Genomic DNA, 21690 nt, shown 5'->3' with positions numbered 1-21690 from the left:
GAAGGTGATTTTGATCAATGGACCAAAATAACGAGCCAATTCCTAGTCGGCGCGATCCGAACCGGGGGAAGAAAAACAAAATTTGGAAGATTATTCTCCTGATTGCAGTGCTCTTCATCGCTGCTGGAACAGCCTATGGGGTAAAACTCGCAACAGAGGTTAAAAATACCGCGGATAAAACCTATGTACCAACGAAGAAAAAGTTGCCCGTAGTTGATTTATCCCAACAAAAACCTTTTTCAGTGCTTTTTCTTGGAGCCGATACTGGGACGGATGGACGCGATGGTTATCGCGGTAATTCCGATACGATGATTTTAACCACTGTTGATCCGCAAAGCAAAAAAACAACGATGGTGTCTATTCCCCGAGATACGGCAGTACAAATCATTGGGACTAAAGAGTTTACATACCAAAAGATCAATTCCGCTTTCAACATCGGCGGAGCGACGATGGCGATGGAGACTGTGGAGAAGCTATTCAATGTGCCGATTAACTATTATGCACTCATTGATATGGCCGGTCTGAAGAAAATGGTAGATGCCGTGGGTGGTGTGGACGTGGATGTCCCATTCTCTTTCACGAGTACCGAAACTGGTAATCAGCATTTTACGAAGGGAAAGATGCATCTCAGTGGCGATATGGCGTTAGCCTATTCGCGGATGCGTAAAGAAGACAACAGCGGCGATTTTGGTCGGCAAAAACGTCAGCAACAGGTAATTAGCGCAGTCGTCGGTAAAGTCATCTCCTTGAACAGTTTAACGCGCGTCCAAAGCATTCTGGATGCAGTCAGTGATTCGGTGAAAACAAACATTAAACTCGGTCAGCTGATGACCATGTACCAAAACTATCGTGGCGCACTCAAAACCATTAAACAGGACTCTTTGAAGGCCAAGGGGGCGTTCATTACCCAAAATGACCAGCAAATTGCTTATGTTGTTGCCCCGACGGATGACTTGCAGCGTATTTCTGATCAAAGCAGGGCGGCATTGGGTTTGGACAAAGAAACCTTAGACAATGAAGAAACCCGGCAAAACAAACTGCAAACTAATTTTGACTGGAATACTGATGCGAACCAATACACCTATCAATTCTTTCCCCAAACGGGAACAAGCAATAATTAGCGGTTAACAAAACGAGAATCATAGTCGTCATAATGACGACTATGATCCTCGTTTTGCACTCTGGCAGATTAATGGTGATCGTGGGTACGACGATCGGTACGGGACAATGGTTGTTTGTTGTAAGCCACCCGAATAATCAATTCTGGCAGTTGCACTGTCTCCGGATGATCCTTTTTCTCTTCCGGAATGGACAATTCAGCTAACGCAAACTGGTAATCCGCCGTTAACCCAGCCGCATCACCAAACCCGATTCGATCAATGACCCCGATGGGTTTAGCCGTGAGGGCATTGGTCCCCGCCACCACTTGCAATTGGCCATTGGTAGTCGGCGCCAAATCAAAGTAGGGGATAGAGCGATGTCCCGCTTGATTTACCGGCAGTTCCTTGAGCAGCTGATCCTGACTAAGATGCGCCATTAGTTGTTGAAAGAAGGCTTCTTCGTCTGCATTGGCAGTAATGTGGGCCGGTAATGTTTGGGATGGATCAAAGATGCCATTACTGGCGACACCGACACCAGTATGTGACGTGCTCACCTGAGCTGCTTCCGGTGTTCCCAGTACTTTGGCTACTTTTGGCGAAATATCGAATTTCGCCTTTTTCTTCGTAAAATAGTACACGATATTTAAGTAAATGAAATAAAGTAAAATCAGAAAGATCGCGGCATAAATTGCCCCTCGTGCGTACCAGCCATTATGAAAGGCCAATACCGCAATATAAGCCAGATAACCGTCACCGGCCAGCGCCGCAATAGTGTATGCTTGGTTCAACGGACGACTGTTGATGTTGAAGTATCCTAAAATATGGGTGATCGTGTCAAGAATTGTCAGCATGTATCGGTGCTCCTTTCATCATGAGTTGCTGCCAGCAGTCGCTTTACCGGTGGTATTATCAGTACCACCTTTATTCGTGCCGGTGGTGGTGCCTTGGCTGGTGTTATCCTGATTATTGCTGCTGGATGTCGATTCATCGTTTTGACTACTCGATGATGAAGATGTCTCCGTGGATGAACTGGAATTATCAGCGCTGCTTTGATCAGAATTATCATTACTAGATGTACTGGCCGATTGACTGCTGCTTTGATCGTTATTATCATTATCGTTGCTGGCACTGCTTGACTCAGGTGCTACTGAAGAACTGCTGGGCGTATTCGGCTTTTTACCACTCGGCGCCGATGAGGTGCTGGCCGAGCTGCTGGAACTCTTTCGTTCCACTCGGGCTGGATTGGTCGTCGGGGTGGTATTCGCCACCCAAATATTAGTCCCAGCGACCAAGATGATGATGGCCACAATGGCCCCAGGCCGTAAAAGCGGGGGTATTCGTTTATCCATGGGTTCCGATTCTCCTTAATACAAAATGCTTTCAAGGCTAAGAATACCGCTAAATCACGGTTTTGGTAATTAAGTATGCGTAAATATTGAAGGGCAGGGCGATAAAAAATGGAGAAGTTTCATGAAGCGTTTGGTGTCTATGGCATCATTACTAAGGCTCAACAGCTGGCAGTCATTAAAAAAACAGGGGGACCCTATCGTAATCGATATGATTTACCAGGTGGGACCCCAGAAAATGGCGAAGAATTACAGCAGACTTTGCAACGTGAAATCAAAGAAGAGACATCTCTTTCTGTAAAACGCTTTCATCAGCTGGGAATTACGGGATTTCGCTATCCCTGGGACTATCAACAATGGCACTGGAATCAGCATTTATGCGTCTTCAATTGGATTGACAGTTATACGGGCCAAATTGCTGATAATGTCGCGCAATTTGCCGGTCAAGACGCCTTGGGTGCATTATGGTTGCCATTGGATCAAATTTCGTTAACCACATGTTCACCATTAGTGGTTAAAGCCGCTCAGACGATCATTCAAAATGGTCAATTCGATGCGACTGAACAAAATTTTACGCACTGGACAGTTTTAACAACACCTGTATATTAAGCGTAGCATGAATAGACGTTAGGTTCGTGATCAGAATGTGACGAAAAATATTGATGTGGCAAACTAATCTGCGGATTCGGTTTCTAACACGTCAGCTGATCACTTATCAATCAGTAATCATCTACCATGCCGCAGAAACGACATCTCAGCATTAATTCACGGAATGAGTTTTGATTCTTTGTTTTACGGAAATCCATGATCAGCCATTTTAGTTGGCGCCATGATCCAGCAATCAAACCATATTCAACAGATTCAACAGCACCTGATGAATACCGGAAAACCAAGTTTTTGAGAGATTGGGACCAGCAGCACTGGATTTGGAGAAAATATTGGCTTCCCATAATATACATTATGTTAACTAGAATATCAATTTAGACAGTGCTGACCACTCCCCTCCGTTTAAAACATGTTCTTCTGTTCCAATGTGCCCTCAAAAAAACAGTTATTCCATTTTTGGACACCATCACGTCACCGTCAATTCAGCAACCAAATCTCATCGTCAAAATATTTTTCTTGAAAGTGCGTTCGTCGTCGAATTTCATCAACTGTGATCAACCGAAATTTTGGGGTCACGATCCATTTATCTTCACTGTCATTGCGGCGATGAATTATTCCAATGACAAACCCAGTCATCTGTTTAACCGGTTCGTTCATATCAAATACATAAACGTCCTGCCGCTCACCATCACCACCAATAATTCCCGGTACATAACCGTAATTCACTGGATACTGAATTGTCGGATGTTCAGGATGAATACTGCCCAGGGGCCGATCAATCACCACTTGCACATGCAATCCGATAATCATCGGTGCAGCCAATTCTTTCCCTTCTTTCTGTCTGTCTTACTGTCTGTATTAAGAATATAGTGCCAATGCGGAGCAATCGGAGATTGCACAGCATTGGCACGCCGGCCTAACTACTGGTCATCGAGTTTCAACCACAACGCACCGACACCTACTGCAGCTGCAGCGCCGACTACCAGGATGCCCGTCAATGCAAATTTAAAAATCGTGAGCCCACCCACAGCAAAAAGCAAAATACTGATGAACGGATGTCGCAAAATAGCCCCGAATAACTTGATGATCAAGTACAGGATAATGATGATCGCGACAACGGCCCCAATGGCGATGGCACCGCCCAGTGAGTGCTCCCTGGCCAATGGCATGGCACTTGCGATTAAATCCATAATAAAACCACCCTGCCTTTCTGTCCGTCTATTATAACCGGCACACAGGGTGGTTGCCAAGATCTCACCAACGAAAACAACGGAACCTTAATCAGTCATCAGTATTGTTAGTTCGTTCTGGTTGGGTCAATGATTTAATCTGCCACTGACGATTGTGCAACTCCACGGTGGCCCGATAGGCATACGTCTGGGCCGAGGCATCGGTGTCGTCATCATCACTGGCGGAATAGCGGACTGTAAACGGTAGCTGGACCCCCGCACCGCCTTGACCTGTGAATGATGGATTCGTCGTGACATTTGTATCAATGTCAATTTCGCCGATGTGGGCATTTGACATGTATTGTTGCGCGTGGTCAAGCAGTCTTTGATAGGCTTTGTTTTTAGTACCATCCACAAAGTAATCAGGTAACCGTTGCGAATCACTGTCTTGATCACCATTGCTGACGGCTTCAATGCCTTCGAAGACATCTTCAATCAGATCCTCGGCCTGATCCTGCGTGGGTGTGTCCGCAGCGTTACTGGTAGTATTACCAGCGGCATCTTGTTTTGCCATATCTGCTGCAGTATCTGGAAAAGTCAGGTCGACATGAGGGTCGTCGCTGCCCACCAGGTCAATGACCCGGCGAGACTGGGCAGTCTCTTTTCCCTGAGTCTCTTTAGCTACAAATGTATAACGGCCAGGGACGTAAGGTCCAATGCGGTGATTGCGGACCGTCCCGGTCACGCCGCGCAACAATGTGTTATTCACAGTCACTTGCGTTGTCGTGCCATTGGTGGTCAAGCGAGGATGAATCCCCTCCACTTTGAAACCATATCGGGGGAAGATACCCCATTTCATACCAATCCGCTCAAATTCAAGGCCGTCAATCACCTCATCGGCTTCGTCAGCAGCTGCTGCACGTTTTAGTTGGGCAATTTTGTCTGGATGAGCTTGCAAATAAGCTAGCAACGGTTTCACATTGGTCGCAGTGAGTGTCAAATCATAGTCCTCCGCAGATAGTACCGCCAATGCCTGACCAGCATCATTGCTCTTGAGGGCCGTGATTGCTGTATCTAACTGTTTGTTGCGAGAACCGTTCAACCAATAACCGGTCCCGTATGATGCGCCTAGGATGACGATAATGCTCAATAAAGCAACCCACCAACGACGCATTTTTATTGTTTTCATATAATTAATCTGCCCCTCCTCATCAAAATAATGAATGCCTTTTCACAAGCATAGCATATTAAAATGTGGGAAAGCTAGAAAAAAATTAAGCGTGGGCGGCCAGCACCTGATCCAGTACCTGTAACACGCCGTAATCGTCGTTGCTGCCGGTGACATAATCGGCATACTGATAAATTCCCGGATTGGCGTTGGCGACCCGGTACCCATATTTCACAGTCTGCAGCATTTCTGCATCATTGAATGTGTCGCCAAAGGCCATCATTTGATCGGTGTGTACACCAAGCTTTGCGCCTAATTGACGCATCCCTTGCCCTTTGTTCACGCCAGGGTTCATGATATCGATCCAATTGGCATCGGACACCACGACGGAATAACGATCCGCAAACCGCGGTGCAAACACCTGGTCATACTGGGCCTGACTGTTATTTTTGGGGAAATAAATCGTAAACTTATTGGCCTCCGTGGTCACTGTGGACAGATCATCGACTTGAATCACATTGGCATAAAAGGTCTTATAAAAAGGCAAGAAACGTGCATCAGCCTTGGGAATATACGCCGCATCCAGACCGCACACAATCGGATGACCATCGACTGTTTTGTCAGTGAACCGAATCATTTCGTGATAATCTGCGACTGGAATCAGCGATTTATACACATTCTTTCCGTGGACATAAACCGCTCCGCCGTTGTCACAAATATAAGCCAGCTCATTCTTTTCTTTTTCAAAAAGCCGTTGCAGCGTATAAATTGGTCGACCGCTGGCAATTGTGAATTGCACCCCCACATTGTGCAACCGTTGGATGTAATCACCAATCTTTGGCGGCAGCTTCCCGTCCTCAGTGAGTAAAGTATGATCCATGTCCGTGGCAATGAGCCGAATGTTGTTCATTAGTGTCGGATGCTCCTTCTTCAAGTTATTCATTATCTATCGTCATGTTACCGGTTACGTTATGCGATTGCTAGCGAAAACGGCGAGATGAAACAATCTCCGCCAATTATAACAGACGAAAAAAAGATTGAGACAAACGTCCCAACCTTTTGTGTCTTCTATGCTTACGGACGTATATCAGTCTTCGATGTGCGGATTGCGGAACAATTGAACCACATCAACCGGCGTCTTAGCCGCTTTGAGGTCCTTAATAAACGACTGATGCGTCAACAACTTTGCTGTGTTAGACAGATAGTGCAGATGCGCACCGTTGTCTTTTTCAGGAATCAAGAAGGAAATCATTGTGTCAATTGGTTGATTGTCAAATGATGGCCAATCCGTGACAGGCTTGGTCAACCGCACGACCAGCATGGCACTCCGCTCAATACTGGCATCCTGAGCATGGGGAATGGCAATGCCCTGCTCCATACCAGTTGAACTCTCCTTTTCTCGGTTCAGATACTTTTGATAGACCGCTTCGGCATCGGTAGCAATTCCTTTAGCCACCGCTAATTGTGCTAATTGATGCAGTGCATCATTGCGGTTAGTTGCCGATAAATCAAACTCTACTTGGTCCGTATTGAGAATGTCTGCTGGATTAACTGTAGCGTCGTTTCCCCCAGTCGGTGCTGTAGTTTGCGGAGCCGCTGGTTCATCACCGGCGTCCCCGGTACCAAAGATGTCCACACCAGCTGTTTCCACCACACCACCGTGTTTCTTAGCAGAGCGACCAGCAATCAAAGCGAGTAGTGCACCGGAGACTAACGCGCCAATGACGATCCACAATACCCAAAGAATTGGTTTATTCACTAATCCCAGTACCAGGAAACCGCCATGGGGCGCATGAATCGTGATACGCGTGACATATGTCAATACCGCGGCAATCGCGGAACCCACCATGAAGGAAGGAATATTGAGGAGTGGATTCTTTGCGGCAAAAGGAATGGCGCCTTCTGTAATGTGCGTGCTGCCCAATAGGAAGTTCACATACCCTGCACTGCGTTCATCTTTCGTATAGGCATTCTTGTTCATGAGAACGGCAAAGCCAGTGGCCAGCGGCGGTGCAATACAAGCTGCTGAGACGCCCGCCATGAAGTAAAAGTTGCCTTGTGCCAGTAATGCAGTCCCGGTGATGTAGGCGGCTTTGTTGATTGGCCCGCCAAAGTCAGCGGCACACATCACCCCGACAATGACCCCTAAGAGAATTGGATCAGCCGTTTGCATGCCCTTCAAGAAGCTCATCATACCCTTGTTCAAGTCCGCCATGGGGGTGGAAATCACCCACATGATCGTCCCGGCAATGAAGGCGCCGAGCACTGGATAGAGAAAGATGGCTTTCAATCCGCGGAATTCTTTATTCGGTAACGGTTGTAAAACCTTTTGTAGGAGTAAAATGACAGCCCCGGCAATATACCCGCCGACAATGCCGCCTAAAAACCCGGTGCCATTTACAAACGCGATCATGCCGACGATAAAGCCGATGATTAAACCGCTGCGTTTGGCAATGGCTTCCGCAATATACGCGCCCAGTACCGGCACCATTAAGTTCATGGCGGTACTGCCAATCGTGTTCAGCATCGCCGCAAAGCTGTTGTATTCTGCACTCTTCACGTTGGCACTATCGATTCCCCAGAACATGGAGACGGCCATCAATACCCCACCGGCGACAACGAAAGGCAGCATGTGAGAAATACCATTCATCAACGAAGTATAAACCAAGTGCCAGAAACTGGTCCCACTGCTGGCGGCTTCATCACTCACTGCACTTTTTGCTGCTCCTGCCAAGTTGGCCTTGAAGATGGGAGTGCTCGGTGACAACGCCCGCTTGATTAAATTCTCCGGCTCTTTGATACCATCAGCTACAGGCACCTGGACCACTCTTTTACCGGCAAAACGGTCAGCGTCCACATCCACATCTGATGCGACGATCACCGCCTTGGCGTTGTTAATTTCATCTGCCGTTAACGGATCATCCACCCCGGTCTGACCGTGGGTTTCAACCTTCATTGAGTATCCCATTTTTTTGGCCGCATTTTCCAATGCCTCTTGAGCCATATAGGTATGGGCAATCCCGGTCGCACAACCGGTGGCCCCAATCAGATCATAAGTCGCCATTATCCATCAACCTCCTGAGTTTGAACCGTGATTTGATTCAATAATTCATCCACGTGTGCAAAATCCGTGATCCACGATGAGCGGGCGGTATCACTGCCCGCGGCCAGCGCGTATTTTAAGTTCTCGGCGGGGTGTTTGCCCTGCATTAACCCGGCGACGAAGGTACCGAGCATGGTATCCCCAGAACCCGCTGTGTTGAGAACCGCGACCTTGGGGGCATTACCCACCAGGATTTGCGTGGGCGTGATCAGTGCAGCTCCATCGCTGCCCATGGACAACAATACGTTTTGGGCACCTTCATGAACGGCGCGCTGGCCAAGCCGCAATACGTCTGGTAAATCCGTCGCCCCGCTGACGCCATACCAGCTTTTCAGTTCTTCTTCATTGGGCTTGATCAAGTAAGGGTGCAGCGGCAACACCTCTTTGACTGCTGGATAGGACGTGTCAATAATCAAACGAAACTTATTTTGTTGCGCCAATCGACCAATCTTTACCAAAATGTCGGGATCAATTCCCTGTGAGAAACTGCCAGAAATGATTAACCAATCACTGGCGGTAAGCTGAGTCAGCTGCTGCCACAATTCTGCTAACTCCGCAGCACTGACGTGGGGGCCAGGATTGACTTGCTTAAATTCTTCCCCCGTCTCTCGGACATGGGTGAATACATTAATCCGCGTCGTCCCGCTGCTGCGGACGAAGTGATTAGGAATCCCAGTCGCAGTAAGCACCTTGGTGATGTAATCTAAGGTAAAACCGCCGCCGATGCCCCATGCCGTGTTAGCGACGTGCTGACGGTGTAGAATGAAAGAAACGTTCACCCCTTTACCATTGGCTTGCGCCTGGAACCCATTCGTGCGATTCACCTGATTCGGCTTTAATTGATCGGTATCCACGAATAGGTCGATAGCTGGATTTAATGTAAGCGTGTATATCATGTGCTGACCCCTTTTCTCAATCTCTATCTTAATTGTACCCATGTCGAACGGAAAAGGTTTTCTAGTTTGCCGAGCCGACAGTCAAAACTGAAAATGTTTACATATCACACCCTGGAGGATGCAAAATGGCCAAACTTAGCGCCGCTGAAAAGTACTTAGTCAATTTGATTCAGGCTCAACGTTCTAAAGTCCAAAAAATGTCGATTACCCAACTGAGTGAATACGCCAACGTCTCCACCGCTACCGTGGTTCGAACAGCGAAGAAGCTGGGTTATTCCGGTTTCACTGAATTTCGTCATGCGCTGGCGCACCCTGACCAAAAATCGCCCGAATATGCCATTTTGCGCCAGGTCGACAGTAAAATTAAACAAGTGATTCTGCAAAATCAAGTAGAAATGGAACGTACGATTGAAAACTTAAATGAAGCCACCATTGACGAGGCGATCATGCAAATTCAAAAAGCAGCCGCAGTGTATGTTTTTGCCCGCGGCTTATCAGAAATGATTGCGGAAGAAGTGACCCTCAAACTGCAGCTGGTCGGCAAATACGCCGAAATGTTCCGTGACCCCAATATTATTATGACAATTGCTCGGCGTATTCGCCCGGGTTCGGTTGTGTTGATTATCACGCTCAATGGGGAAACGCCAGAATTAGTGGCCGCCGCCAAAATACTCGATCAAAACGATGTGCCGATTGTCACCTTCACGACCAACGGTGAAGCCCCCATTATTCAGTACACAGATACCCTATTTCTAGGTTTCCAATCCAAAACGACATATTTCAGCGAATATGAAGTTCATTCCCGGCTTCCCTTGCAAATTATGACTCGGATTTTGCTTGATGCCTATGTCGTACGAACCACATAAAAAGCCGACGTATCTGCAGATACGTCGGCTAAAATAGAATGTTTACGCAGTCGCGTGAAAGTCACCGCGCACGTCCTGTAATTTTGTTAAAATCTGTTCCAACACAGCGGTTCGATCGGCAATATTGGTGACGAAATCATAGCGATCGCCGTCAATCTGCATTTTTGGACTCTTATCGTAATGACTGTACCAAGTATCGTAATAGTCGATCAATGTCTTATAGTATTCCGTCAACGATGGATCTGTGCTAAGTTGTTCATAGGGTCGGCCCCGTTTCGTGATGCGGTTGACCATCGTCTGGTAGTCCACGTGAATATCGATCAATAGGTCTGGCGCTTTCTTGGGTAAGCCTTTCAGCTCTTCCATCATGTTATTCAGCAGATCTTTGTAAATCAGGTACTCTTCCTCGGTGGCATTACCATTATCGGTATTCATTTTCATGAAAATGGCGTCCTCATAGATGGAGCGGTCTAAGACGTTATTATCATCCGTTAATGCCGCCTTGATGGAATGAAAACGAGTATTCAGGAAATAAATCTGCAATAAGAACGCGTAAGGATTGCGGGCATCCTTTTCGCCTGCAGCCCGTTTTTCTTCGGCAATTTTGTTACCCTTGTAAAATAACGGCAGTACCGGATTATTATCGACGCTTTCGTAAAACGGTTGGGTCCCTAACCGATCCGCCACAATTTGGGTCAACGAACTTTTACCGCTGCCAATTACACCAGCCATTACTAACACTGTCACTGATTTCCCCTCTCTGCTTTCCAAAAACTCGCCTCTCCGACTCTGGATTGACACCAGTCATCACCTGGCCGGGCGGCTCTTCGATTCTCCGAATTATAACACATCACAGGTTGGGTTGGATGAAGCTTAAGTAAAAACCGATGGCAGCGACAGCTTGGCCGGCATGAATGGTGCCGTCTTTGACGGCGGCAATAATTTCATCGAAGGACACCAGTTTAGAGTTCACAAATTCATCCTGGTCAAAATGCTGCGCACCGCGTTCAGTCGGATCAATCGTGCCCCAAACCAAGGTATTCGTCTCACTGCTAAACCCTTCACTGGTGCTCACCTGGGTCATTGCATGGGGATCGGTCAACGTATAGCCAGTTTCTTCTTTGACTTCCCGGACGGCCGCCTGCAAAGGGGTTTCCCCGGCATCAAGCAGTCCCGCTGGCAGCGAATAGCTCTCAGCATTGATCCCTGCCCGATACTCCACATTGAGTAAGGCTTTTTGCCGATCAGGCGTCAACGCCAAGACAACCGCCGCTGGAATGTGGGTGACCACATCCCGCTCCACATTCAGACCGTCAGGAGTATGAATATGACGCTGACTGACCGTAAAGATACGGCCTTTGAAAACCTCTTTCTCAGAAAGAATTTGTCCTTGCTTGGTTAATTTTGGTAACACGCAACCACATCCCTTTCGCATCAATCAATGATCAGTTTCAGTTTACCACACGATTTTGTGACGATTACAGGCAAAAACTCGCATATTTGCAACACAGGCGGGTACAATTAAGGTATCAGCATGATTGATGCCTACCAATAGAGAGGATGGTTATGATGCCAGAAACGATCTTACAGGCGTTCGAATGGTATCTGCCTAACGATGGCCAGCATTGGGTCCGGTTGACCCAAATGGCCAAAAAAATTAAACACATGGGATTTACAGCAGTCTGGCTGCCGCCAGCTGATAAGTGTGCCGCCGGCGTTGACGATGTCGGTTATGGCACATATGACCTTTACGATCTTGGCGAATTTGATCAAAAAGGAACGGTCCGCACCAAATACGGTACCAAGGACGAATACTTAGCATGTATCAAAGCACTCCACGAAGCAGGTCTCAAGGTTTACCCGGATATTGTTGTGGATCACTTCATGGGTGCCGACGAAGCCGAAAACGTGAAGGCAAAGAGCTATTCTTTTGATGATCGCTTGAAACCGACCGGCAAGACCGAAGAAATCAAAGCCTGGACAAAGTTTACTTTCCCGGGTCGCCAGGGCAAGTACAACGATTACACCTGGCATTGGCAAAACTTCACCGGTATCGATTATGATGGCCGCAGCAAAAACCACGCCATCTATAAATTCCATACCAAAGAATGGGAACCCCAAGTGGATAGCGAAAATGGTAACTTCGACTATCTGATGGGCTGCGATTTGGATATGAGCAACCCGGAGACTAAGGCCCAATTAGATAAATAGGGCAAGTGGTTCCAAGCATTGACGCAAGCAGATGGTTACCGTCTGGATGCGGTCAAACATATCAAATTTACTGCGTTTGTCGATTGGCTTTTGCATCGCCGCGCCGAACACGATGATCAACTCTTTGTGGTCGGTGAATATTGGTCTGATGACATTCAAGCACTGATTAACTACCTCAACTCATCGGGTAATTTAGTCACCCTATTTGATGTCCCACTGCACTTCAATCTTTATGAGGCGGCCCACTCCATGGGGGATTATGATATGCGCCACATCTTTGATAACACATTGATCAGTGAGCGACCGGACTTTGCGGTCACTTTTGTGGACAACCACGATACCCAAGTCGGACAAAGCTTAGAGTCTTGGGTGGATGGTTGGTTCAAACTGCAGGCGTATGCCCTTATTCTTTTACGCAGTGCGGGTATTCCCACCGTGTTCTGGGGTGACCTGATGGGGATTCCGGAAAAAGACTCCGCCCCAGTGGGTAAAGGATTGACGCGCATGCTGAAAATTAGAGAATATTTGGCATTTGGCGGGTTGGTGGATTACATCGATGATCCTAACATTATCGGATGGACCCGGACCGGTGATTTTGATCATGATTCATCGGGTTACGCAGTGATCATGACGAATAAAGAAGGCGGCGAAAAAAAGATGACCGTCTCCGCGGTCCATGCTGGTCAGACATTCGTCGATATGCTGGGAAACAATGATACCGAGGTGCAGTTAGACGAAAATGGTGTCGGTGTTTTTCCGGTTAATGATGCTCAGGTTTCAGTTTATGTCAATAAAGAAGTCGTCAAGGCCTTAGATGCCGAAGAAGAAATGAACTAGCCGTTAACAAAAATAAGCACACCCGATTTTGTGGGGGGTGTGCTTATTTTTTTGGTTTAATAAACTTGCTAACCCTTTACCACAGATTGTTGCGGATCACGCCAGTTTAACCACCAAGCAATGAGCAGCATGACCACCACGATCAAAAAGACCCCGTGCAAACTGTTCAAGATCACCTGGGCCATGGCCGTCGTGGGTTTAACGCGGCTGCCATTGGCACTAATCACTTCATTGATATGAGCAAACGAAATGTCTCCCCGGGTCCAGCGGATCACCAAATTGAGTGCCGCCCCGTATATGCCAGTCATAATCGTCTGCCCCAGTGATCGGCCCAACGTCAAGATGGAAGTTGCAGACCCCACCATGTCTTGAGGAGCTAGTTGCTGAGCCAAGACAGTATTCATGCTGATGACAATTCCCATACCCGTGCCATTGATCATAGCGATAAGATAGAATGTCCAGACCGGGAAACGCAGACCAGCTGCTAACAGACTCGCATAGGCCGCCAGCAAAACCGTAATAATGATCAAACTCACCCGTTTGGGGACAAAGCGAGCCAGGATTGGCCCGACAAAGAAAGAACTAGTCAGCCACATGACAGAACTAGAGGTCACCACAAAACCGGCCTCGGTGGCTCCCAAGCGATAAAGGGATTGCAGCCAAATAGGGAAATAGACCTGGTAGCCAATCAATACTCCCGAAAGAATCATGGCCGTGGCAATTTGAATTGAAAATGTCCGATTCGCAAACATCCGCGGTGCAATCAACGGATCTTTACTGCGCTTTTCTGTCCGCCAAAACAGGATCATGGACACCACCGCCACAACCAGTAAACTCGCTGCAATCAATGGCATCCGTACCAAAGTTTGGACACTCAGCAGCAAGGCAATTAACCCCGCCGACAACCAGCCGATTCCTTGCCAATCAATGGCCAAAGACGGGTGCGCCGAAGTCTTTTCATGGTAGCCGACTTGAATCAGGATCGCCACTAAGATTCCTAAAGGCACATTCACAAAAAATACCCAGTGCCAAGACAGTTGATCCACCAAAAATCCGCCAATTAAGGGTCCCACCAATGCCGACAGACCCCAGGCCGTATTGTTTAGGGCTAAGACCTTAGCCCGCTGGGTGAAGTCATAGTAATCGGCAATAATCGTGAAGGTCAGCGGCATCACGGCACCAGCGCCGATTCCCTGTAATGCCCGGGCAATAATTAGCAAACCCATGGTCGGTGCTAATCCAGAAAGCAAGGACCCCAGCGTGAAGACAATGACTCCCCACTGAAAAATTCGGCGCCTGCCCCACGCATCCGCCAATTTGCCATAAATTGGCGTGGTAATGGCGGTGGTCAACAGATACGCACTCATAATCCAGCTTTGCGCCGCTAACCCGTGGAGCGCACTGATGATGGACGGCAATGCGGTGGTGACAATGGTAACTTCCACACTAGTCATGAAGGTGGCAATAAATACAGCGGTCATCACGATACCGCGGTGTGCGGCAGCTTGTGGTTGTTTCAACAAAAAGACCCTCTCTTTCAGAAACTATATGTCAATTATACCGCTGTGCCGCCATCAAAAAAGCGCCAGTCAAAAAGCGCTGACGCTCGAAATGAACAAAAACATTGATTAATCTCCGCCCGGTTCGCCCGGCAGACGGAAGGTAGGATGACTAAATGCGTGATTCAACCATACCCAACTACCGCCGAAGAGGATAATTCCTGCAATGATGGCGGCCCACCAAGGAGCGACTGCAGAGAGGCCGCCGCCGATACCTGCGATGGCGATGGACAGCATATATCCGCCAATCATCGCCCCGGAGTTCACTTGCCCCGTTTGAAAAATTGTGCCATAGGGTGTGGTGCCTTGGAATAACTGGCCATTGATGACCACGACGAAGGCACTGATGCCCAGCCCGGCCACCATCGTCCCGATGCCTTTAAGCGGATTGGTCACCAGTATCGTGACAATGCCTAAAACGAGGACTACCGGCAAGGACAACCGCACCAGCACCGTCCGAATCGCTTCCCGGTACATGACTGCTTTGTCAAAGTTGGGTACATTGGCAAACACGTTCAATGCATTGGGATTTTTCGTAAACCGTAAATAGTAAATTGCGATGGGCAACCCCATGACAGAGAATGCCGGCAGCATATTCCAAACCCAGTTGCTGCGTAAAGTGGTCCAGAAGTTCCCTGGTTCTTGGATCGCATTCATGAGTGGAATAATCATGAAAACAAAGCCCATTACCATACTGGGATAGACCCGCATCTTATAATCGCCATCCGATTGCATCATCCGCCAGCTTAATGTAAAGAAAGCCTTTTGATGGTCACGTTGGGGAATCAGTTTACGCCACAAACGGAAATACCAGCCGGTTGGTGCGGGTTCCGAGCCACTTTCAGTCAGCTTGCTTAAATTATTTGTCAGCCGTCTCATCGCCGGATTGAAAGCAAAATAGGCGACGACCACAGTGATCAACATTAAGACGGAAAGAATACCGCCCGCGTTGAATTGCCCAGAGCGCAACCATTCATTTGGGCCAGTGAACCAGAATGGATAAACTACCGCCATGACCCAGTTGAAGGACATCGGTTTGTTCATGCTGCTGAAACTAGCGCTGGCACTGGTCAATAATTGCGGGAGTTGATACATAATGATTGACAGGATCATAATCACAATTTGAATCATACTCAAAATATTTTTAAGCCGTTCACCGTGGAAGAAATGCAGAATTACAGCATACAGAACAATGGAGAAGACGTAATTCACAATCATCAGCAACAGGGCACTGATGGTGAATACCACCCCGCTGACGATCCCTGTGGCGATAAAGCTGGAGATAATCGGTGCGGCCATCATCGCGACAAACAGAGAGAAAACGTACACCATAATATGGGCTGTCTGCGCGGCGGACCGGGTTTGTTCCGTGACGCCACGGGTTTCCAAGATACCCACATCCCGGACATCTAACAAACTACCAGAAAAAGCCTGAACCAGAACAGTCAAATACATCATCGAATAAAATAGCAGTGCATAACCCAGCCCAAAGACTCGGGTTCCTGGAAACATAAAGACAAAGGTACACATAAATAAACTGATCAGAGCATACACCCATAACCCAGCAAAAAAGGCATTGTGCCCTTCTCGACGCTTACTGTTGTTATTGAGCGTGTTCATAAATTCTGGATCGGCTGCGTCCATATAGAGCTTGTACCCCAAGATCAGACGAAACTGATCATAGTCGACGCCGCGGCGGCCAATTAAGCCGCGAAATAAATCAAAGAAACGCAGCCAGCGAGAAGTGGCCATAATCGTATTCGGTGTCGTGGCCTGGGTGGTGTCTGTTTCATCAGACAGGGGCTCCTTTTTTCTTCGAAAGAAGTTCATCAATTGGCTCACCCCGCTTCAATCACGTTGACAAAATCAGTGGCTTTTTGACCGTGCTCTGAGAAACCGGTCAATTCATTGAACAGTTCCTGCAACGTGTTGTCTTTTTCCGCATTCAATTCAGCAAATGTCCCATTGGCAATTACCTTACCGTCATTCAATAGTAGAATACGGTCCGATACTTTTTGAACGACATCCAAAATGTGGGAGGAGTAGAAAATCGTCTTCCCCCTATTGCGCAACTGTTGCAAAACTTCTTCAATAATCAAGACAGAGTTGGCATCCAGCCCGTTGAGCGGTTCATCCCAAAACAATAAATCAGGATTGTGCAGCAAACTGGCAATAATCAAGACCATTTGCCGCATCCCTTTAGAGAAGCCGCTGATCCGAGCATTAATCGAACCCTTCATCCCAACAATGGTGAGTAGTTCGCTGGCTTTGGCCTCGGCGTCATTTTGACTAAGGCCGTACAATTGCCCAACAAATCCTAAATATTCCTTGGCAGTTAACACATCAAAAACATCGGCCGATTCTGGGACATAACCGATCCGTTTCTTATACTCTGAATCACCAGGTTTGATTTCCTGGTCAAAAACCTTGATCGTGCCCCGATCCGGTTGAGTCAAACCGAGAATCATTTTTACAGTGGTGCTTTTGCCGGCGCCATTGGGACCAATATACCCGACAATGGTACCCGGTTCCACTGTGAATGATAAACCGGTGAGGACAGGATGCAGGTCAAATGATTTAAATACGTCTGAGAGTTCTACTATGGCAGTCATGGGCGCACCTCCTAGCATGAGAATAGCATAAGTGGGTATGTTTTGAAAGTAAATGAATTCACAATGCGAATATAAACAAAAAAGAATAGACCCTTATCCCGGCAGTTTCCGGCACAATGGTCTACTCGTCGTCAATATAACAAAATTGTTAGTTAATTGTCTTTAACACATCGGCCATCCAAGCAATGGCGATCGCTTTTTCACCAAGATGGGTCCCTACCACCGGGCCAAATTCGTTCAACTCAAACGCGACATTCGGGAAACGGCTGCTTAGATCAGTTAACCAGCGCTGCCCTTCTTCTGGATCATTGGCATGAATGACCAAGGCCCGCACCGGATAATCGACCTGGGCAATGCGTTCCTTAAAGATCGTCTCAGCGCGACTGTAAGCCTTCTTGATCGACCGGACTTTCTCAAACGCCACGATTTTATCTTCATCATTAAACGTCAGCAGTGGTTTAATTTTCAACATCCCGCCAATGAACGCCGAGGCATTGGACAGCCGGCCGCCGCGGACCAGATTTTGCAGATCGTTGACGATAAACACTTCATCCATTGTGGCGCGCAGCTTATCCAGAGTCTGGGTGATTTCTTCCACGCTTTTACCCTGGGCTGCTAGTCGCGCCGCCGCGATCACTAAATACCCCATCAGCTTCACCGTAATATGGGAATCGTAAGGCACTAGCCGCGCTTTCGTCATGGTGGGAGCTAATCCCACTAAAGTCTGGTAAAAGCCGGAAATAGTACTGGCCAAGTGGATCGACAGAATCGTATCGTAACCCTCGTTGGCCAGATTTTCATACAGCTTCATCACTTCGCCCAGCGGTGGTTGGGAGGTGCTGGGAAATGACTTTGATGTGCGCAATTTGGCATAAAATGTGGGCGTATCAATGGTCTTTCCCTCATCATAGACTACCCCATCTAGAATCACTGGAATGGGGATAACGGATATATGATATTGCTCGACCTCCGCCGCAGACAAATAGGCAGTACTATCAGTGACTATGGCAATGTGCATCAAGGAACCAGCCTTTCCAACTCTAATCTATTCAAACGCGTCTGCGATGGCCTCGCCATCGGTGGGATAAGGATATTGCAAACCAAGAACTTTGGCAAATGTTGGTCCCTCATCAATTAACCGCGCGTGGGGAACGGTGAAGTTCTGCTTGATTCCCTCACCTGCCAGAATCAACGTGGTCGCATAATCGGGCTTAAACGGTGAATACCCGTGGACTGCGCGGTACCGTTCCGGCTGACCGATATCGGCGGGATCGACTTTTTCAGTGATGGCGCCATTGGCATCATCAATGAAGTAGAAACCAGCCTGGGCTTCGACCAGGAAGGTGCAGCGGGGATCAGCGCCAAAATCGGCAGAAGCCCCTTGGGAATAAACATGTTCAATACCTGGAATGGGTGCAATCAGATCGGCAATCTCTTTTTCGAGCGCCGCATTACGATCCCGGACGTAAATATAGGTGGAGCCGTCGCCGGACTTGGCCAATACTCGCCAATCGGGGGCAATCATGCCATCCGGCATCGCCCGCTGCCAGCCTTTGGCACGAAAAAGCGCATTGAGCCGAATCATGGTGTGGACATTAATCTGATAATGGTCACCCAAGACGGCAAAACTAGTGCGGGTATACATGTGGGCATCCTTCGTGGCCTGAATGATTTTTCCTAAGCGGGCATCCAGCCGTTTGCGAGCAGCCATGGCCTCTGGCGATGTCACGCCGTGAGCATGGCGCTGGGAGTCCATATCAACTAAATGAATCAAAGTGAGATCCGGCTGTTTCCGGACAATGGTGTCCACGGCCGCTGCCGTGACAAAATCATCGAGTTGCGGTTGGTGAATTCCATTGCGTAAGTGGCCATATTTGGCATTTAAGCGCAGAATAAATAACGGCGAACTGGCCCAAAGCGAAATCAACACCTGGTTGGTCCAAATTCGGTTGGGAAAAATTTCTGCGATGTTGTAATCGATACCGCTGCGGGCAGTGACCGGCCACAAAAAAGCCGCCGTGGTCATGCCCGCTTCCTTGGCCACCTGGTACAGCGGCGTGGCATGGACATCTTTGCGGTACCAATACCAGTCAGGGGACAACCGCTCCGGTTGGATCTTAGTATTATTCACAATGCCGTGATGCCGGGGATACATCCCGGTAATGATACTGGTATGAGACGGATAGGTCAGCGTCGGGTACACCCCTCGCACTTGTTGGACATGGGTCCCAGCCTTGATCAGCGCCGCCAAATTCGGTAAATCCTTTAATGCGGCGGGTGTCAGATCAGCCGCGCCCATGGCATCCAACGATACCACGACCAGTTTTTGCTTACGATTCCCCACGAAAATCACCTCGATGGATATTATAACATATGCCTAGTGAGCACTTGACCGGAATCCTTGGCCCAACTTCTTGCCCGGGTATCGCCCTACCTATATAATGGTTAGTTGACGACAAAAGAGAAAGCAGGTGTATCATGTCATTCGATGGAATCTTCACGCGGGCAATGGTGCAAGAACTGAACAGCACGATTATCCCAGGTAAAATTACAAAAATTCAACAACCCTATGAAAACGAAATCGTGCTGACGATTCGGGCGAATCGGCACAATCATCCCCTTTTACTATCCGCCCATCCCACGTACGCCCGCATTCAAGTGACCGACATTCCCTATGTAAATCCCGATGTCCCCACAAAGTTTGCCATGACGCTGCGTAAATATTTAGATGGGGCCATTATCACCGAAGTCGACCAGGTGGAAACTGACCGGCAAATTCACTTTCATTTCCGTTCCCGAGACGAATTAGGCGATACCCAGGAACTTATTTTGGTGGTGGAATTAATGGGCCGCCATTCTAACATCATGCTGGTGGAAAAAGAATCTGGAAAGATCCTGGATCTGATTCGCCACGTTTCTCCGGAACAAAATCGCTATCGGTTGTTAATGCCCGGGGCCACCTATGTCGCTCCGCCCCATGAGGACCGGCGAAATCCGTTGGCCACCCCAGTTGATTTATCCGGTTTGACTCGAGATATGGATCGTAAGACGTTACAACAAACTTTCCAAGGCCTGGGCGCCGATACGGCCAGTGAGTTAGTGAAACGCCTGCAGGACAAACCTCAAGATCAATGGACCATCATCTGGGCTAATTTCTTTGCTCCCATTGAGGCGAATAATCCGGAACCGACCATCGCCGAAACGGCCAACGACAAAACAATTTTTACCCCGTTTCCGTATTCTGCAACGACGACGCCGGTAGAACATTATCCCAGCCTGTCCGCGCTGCTTGATCATTACTATCGGGACAAAGCCCAGCGCGACCGCGTCCGCCAGCAAGGCAGCGATTTACTGCGGGTGGTGAATAACACATTAAATAAGGAGAAAACCAAGCTGGGGAAACAGGAAAAAGAATTAGCTGCCACTGAAAAGGCCGATACTTACCGCATTAAGGGTGAAGTATTGACGACGTATCTCAATAAGGTGGACCGGGGCATGACCACGATCACGCTGCCTAACTTCTACAACAACAACGCGCCGCTGAAAATCACTTTGTCCAATCAACTGTCCCCTTCTGGTAATGCCCAAAAATATTTTACCAAGTATCAAAAACTGAAGAACGCAGTACAATTCCTCAATACGCAGATTCAGGAAACCAAAGAAGAAGTCGACTACTTGGAGAACATTCTGAGTGAAATTCAATTGGCTGATCCCGGTGACTTAGCCGATATCAAAACCGAATTGGTGCAGCAGGGCTATTTACGGCCGAAGAAAACCACCGGTCGCAAAAAAGCCAAACGAACACCCCTGGGCAAGCCGGACAAATTCTATGCCAGTGACGGCACCCAAATTTTGGTTGGTAAAAATAATTTACAAAACGATCAGTTGACCCTGCACAAGGCCGCCAAAACCGACCACTGGCTGCATGTGCAAAAGATTCCCGGTTCCCATGTGATTGTCCGGGCTGCTGATCCCAGCCCGCAAACCCTCACGGAGGCGGCTGAAATTGCCGCGTACTTCTCCAAGGCCCGGGGGTCTGCAAATGTCCCAGTAGACACTGTGGTCGTCAAGAAGGTGCATAAACCCAACGGCGCGAAACCGGGCTTTGTGATTTATGAAGGCCAACAGACGCTTTATGTCACCCCAAAAGAAAGTGATATTATCGCCCGACAAAAGAAGCCGAGTGTCACTGAATAATTGCCGCAAAAATGGAGAAA

19 protein-coding genes and 1 pseudogene are annotated in these 21690 nt (G+C 48.1%); 5 read left to right on the top strand and 15 right to left on the bottom strand.

Going from position 1 to position 21690, the window contains the following annotated elements; translation table 11 throughout:
* Window positions 1-17 precede the first annotated feature (17 nt).
* The gene (locus FD09_RS02515; protein ID WP_083487460.1) at window positions 18-1121 is read left to right on the top strand and encodes an LCP family glycopolymer transferase; all 1104 of its coding nucleotides are present in this window, start codon (window positions 18-20) and stop codon (window positions 1119-1121) included.
* A gap of 68 nt (window positions 1122-1189) precedes the next feature.
* Here the strand turns inward: FD09_RS02515 and FD09_RS02510 are convergent, their stop codons facing one another.
* On the bottom strand, window positions 1190-1951 hold the full coding sequence (locus FD09_RS02510) for a DUF6681 family protein (RefSeq protein WP_057817983.1): 762 nt from the start codon (window positions 1949-1951) through the stop codon (window positions 1190-1192).
* A gap of 18 nt (window positions 1952-1969) precedes the next feature.
* Entirely contained in the window at window positions 1970-2449 is a 480-nt protein-coding gene (locus FD09_RS02505) for a hypothetical protein (protein WP_057817981.1), read from the bottom strand.
* Between the two features lie 108 nt (window positions 2450-2557).
* Here FD09_RS02505 and FD09_RS02500 point away from each other — a divergent pair, with 108 nt between their 5' ends.
* The gene (locus tag FD09_RS02500; protein ID WP_057817979.1) at window positions 2558-3055 is read left to right on the top strand and encodes an NUDIX hydrolase; all 498 of its coding nucleotides are present in this window, start codon (window positions 2558-2560) and stop codon (window positions 3053-3055) included.
* 474 nt (window positions 3056-3529) lie between these two features.
* Here FD09_RS02500 and FD09_RS02495 read toward each other — a convergent pair whose 3' ends face one another.
* From FD09_RS02495 to pfkB, 6 genes are all read right to left on the bottom strand, one after another.
* Entirely contained in the window at window positions 3530-3874 is a 345-nt protein-coding gene (locus tag FD09_RS02495; RefSeq protein WP_235812197.1) for an inorganic pyrophosphatase, read from the bottom strand.
* Between the two features lie 98 nt (window positions 3875-3972).
* Window positions 3973-4242: a hypothetical protein gene (locus FD09_RS02490; protein ID WP_057817977.1), complete on the bottom strand. Its 270-nt coding sequence runs from the start codon at window positions 4240-4242 to the stop codon at window positions 3973-3975.
* 91 nt (window positions 4243-4333) lie between these two features.
* Window positions 4334-5395 carry a TcaA second domain-containing protein gene (locus tag FD09_RS02485; RefSeq protein WP_057817975.1) on the bottom strand — a complete coding sequence of 354 codons (1062 nt, stop codon included), beginning with the start codon at window positions 5393-5395 and terminating at the stop codon, window positions 4334-4336.
* Between the two features lie 100 nt (window positions 5396-5495).
* Window positions 5496-6332, bottom strand: coding sequence for an HAD family hydrolase (locus tag FD09_RS02480; RefSeq protein WP_235812196.1), 837 nt, complete (start codon window positions 6330-6332; stop codon window positions 5496-5498).
* A 144-nt stretch (window positions 6333-6476) separates the two neighbouring features.
* A complete protein-coding gene (locus FD09_RS02475; RefSeq protein WP_057817971.1) occupies window positions 6477-8453 on the bottom strand; it encodes a fructose-specific PTS transporter subunit EIIC in 1977 nt (658 codons plus the stop codon).
* Window positions 8453-9388 carry a 1-phosphofructokinase gene (gene pfkB, locus FD09_RS02470; protein WP_057817969.1) on the bottom strand — a complete coding sequence of 312 codons (936 nt, stop codon included), beginning with the start codon at window positions 9386-9388 and terminating at the stop codon, window positions 8453-8455. Before pfkB ends, FD09_RS02475 begins: the two co-directional genes overlap by 1 nt.
* Window positions 9389-9513: 125 nt before the next feature.
* On the opposite strand from pfkB, the gene FD09_RS02465 reads away from it, so the two are divergent.
* On the top strand, window positions 9514-10254 hold the full coding sequence (locus FD09_RS02465; RefSeq protein ID WP_057817967.1) for a MurR/RpiR family transcriptional regulator: 741 nt from the start codon (window positions 9514-9516) through the stop codon (window positions 10252-10254).
* A 42-nt stretch (window positions 10255-10296) separates the two neighbouring features.
* Here FD09_RS02465 and FD09_RS02460 read toward each other — a convergent pair whose 3' ends face one another.
* The gene (locus FD09_RS02460; protein WP_415649451.1) at window positions 10297-10986 is read right to left on the bottom strand and encodes a deoxynucleoside kinase; all 690 of its coding nucleotides are present in this window, start codon (window positions 10984-10986) and stop codon (window positions 10297-10299) included.
* A gap of 118 nt (window positions 10987-11104) precedes the next feature.
* Entirely contained in the window at window positions 11105-11668 is a 564-nt protein-coding gene (locus FD09_RS02455) for an NUDIX hydrolase (protein WP_235812195.1), read from the bottom strand.
* A 152-nt stretch (window positions 11669-11820) separates the two neighbouring features.
* On the opposite strand from FD09_RS02455, the pseudogene FD09_RS02450 reads away from it, so the two are divergent.
* Window positions 11821-13302, top strand: a pseudogene (locus FD09_RS02450) (alpha-amylase).
* Between the two features lie 68 nt (window positions 13303-13370).
* Here FD09_RS02450 and FD09_RS02445 read toward each other — a convergent pair.
* The 5 genes from FD09_RS02445 to FD09_RS02425 form a co-directional block, all read right to left on the bottom strand.
* Window positions 13371-14783: an MFS transporter gene (locus FD09_RS02445; RefSeq protein ID WP_057818475.1), complete on the bottom strand. Its 1413-nt coding sequence runs from the start codon at window positions 14781-14783 to the stop codon at window positions 13371-13373.
* A gap of 147 nt (window positions 14784-14930) precedes the next feature.
* Window positions 14931-16691, bottom strand: a complete 1761-nt coding sequence (locus FD09_RS02440) for a hypothetical protein (RefSeq protein ID WP_057817961.1) — start codon at window positions 16689-16691, stop codon at window positions 14931-14933.
* Window positions 16692-16699: 8 nt separating this feature from the next.
* Window positions 16700-17473, bottom strand: coding sequence for an ABC transporter ATP-binding protein (locus tag FD09_RS02435; protein WP_057817959.1), 774 nt, complete (start codon window positions 17471-17473; stop codon window positions 16700-16702).
* 148 nt (window positions 17474-17621) lie between these two features.
* On the bottom strand, window positions 17622-18491 hold the full coding sequence (locus FD09_RS02430; RefSeq protein WP_057817957.1) for a DegV family protein: 870 nt from the start codon (window positions 18489-18491) through the stop codon (window positions 17622-17624).
* Between the two features lie 27 nt (window positions 18492-18518).
* A complete protein-coding gene (locus FD09_RS02425) occupies window positions 18519-19817 on the bottom strand; it encodes an alkaline phosphatase family protein (RefSeq protein WP_268873277.1) in 1299 nt (432 codons plus the stop codon).
* 134 nt (window positions 19818-19951) lie between these two features.
* On the opposite strand from FD09_RS02425, the gene FD09_RS02420 reads away from it, so the two are divergent.
* Window positions 19952-21670 carry an NFACT RNA binding domain-containing protein gene (locus FD09_RS02420; protein ID WP_057817955.1) on the top strand — a complete coding sequence of 573 codons (1719 nt, stop codon included), beginning with the start codon at window positions 19952-19954 and terminating at the stop codon, window positions 21668-21670.
* Window positions 21671-21690: the final 20 nt, after the last annotated feature.

Origin of the sequence: Schleiferilactobacillus perolens DSM 12744, from assembly GCF_001435585.1 — a bacterium.
Classification (GTDB): domain Bacteria; phylum Bacillota; class Bacilli; order Lactobacillales; family Lactobacillaceae; genus Schleiferilactobacillus; species Schleiferilactobacillus perolens.
Note: the sequence above shows the minus strand (reverse complement) of the source record. Positions and strands in the feature narration are given on the sequence as shown.

Excerpts from the sequence above, each read along its gene's own strand:
- FD09_RS02515 (WP_083487460.1), top strand. The coding sequence starts at position 18 with ATGGACCAAAATAACGAGCCAATTCCTAGTCGGCGCGATCCGAACCGG.
- FD09_RS02510 (WP_057817983.1), bottom strand. The coding sequence starts at position 1,951 with ATGCTGACAATTCTTGACACGATCACCCATATTTTAGGATACTTCAAC.
- FD09_RS02505 (WP_057817981.1), bottom strand. The coding sequence starts at position 2,449 with ATGGATAAACGAATACCCCCGCTTTTACGGCCTGGGGCCATTGTGGCC.
- FD09_RS02500 (WP_057817979.1), top strand. The coding sequence starts at position 2,558 with ATGGAGAAGTTTCATGAAGCGTTTGGTGTCTATGGCATCATTACTAAG.
- FD09_RS02490 (WP_057817977.1), bottom strand. The coding sequence starts at position 4,242 with ATGGATTTAATCGCAAGTGCCATGCCATTGGCCAGGGAGCACTCACTG.
- FD09_RS02485 (WP_057817975.1), bottom strand. The coding sequence starts at position 5,395 with ATGCGTCGTTGGTGGGTTGCTTTATTGAGCATTATCGTCATCCTAGGC.
- FD09_RS02480 (WP_235812196.1), bottom strand. The coding sequence starts at position 6,332 with ATGAATAACTTGAAGAAGGAGCATCCGACACTAATGAACAACATTCGG.
- FD09_RS02475 (WP_057817971.1), bottom strand. The coding sequence starts at position 8,453 with ATGGCGACTTATGATCTGATTGGGGCCACCGGTTGTGCGACCGGGATT.
- pfkB (WP_057817969.1), bottom strand. The coding sequence starts at position 9,388 with ATGATATACACGCTTACATTAAATCCAGCTATCGACCTATTCGTGGAT.
- FD09_RS02465 (WP_057817967.1), top strand. The coding sequence starts at position 9,514 with ATGGCCAAACTTAGCGCCGCTGAAAAGTACTTAGTCAATTTGATTCAG.
- FD09_RS02460 (WP_415649451.1), bottom strand. The coding sequence starts at position 10,986 with ATGGCTGGTGTAATTGGCAGCGGTAAAAGTTCGTTGACCCAAATTGTG.
- FD09_RS02445 (WP_057818475.1), bottom strand. The coding sequence starts at position 14,783 with ATGACCGCTGTATTTATTGCCACCTTCATGACTAGTGTGGAAGTTACC.
- FD09_RS02440 (WP_057817961.1), bottom strand. The coding sequence starts at position 16,691 with ATGAACTTCTTTCGAAGAAAAAAGGAGCCCCTGTCTGATGAAACAGAC.
- FD09_RS02435 (WP_057817959.1), bottom strand. The coding sequence starts at position 17,473 with ATGACTGCCATAGTAGAACTCTCAGACGTATTTAAATCATTTGACCTG.
- FD09_RS02430 (WP_057817957.1), bottom strand. The coding sequence starts at position 18,491 with ATGCACATTGCCATAGTCACTGATAGTACTGCCTATTTGTCTGCGGCG.
- FD09_RS02420 (WP_057817955.1), top strand. The coding sequence starts at position 19,952 with ATGTCATTCGATGGAATCTTCACGCGGGCAATGGTGCAAGAACTGAAC.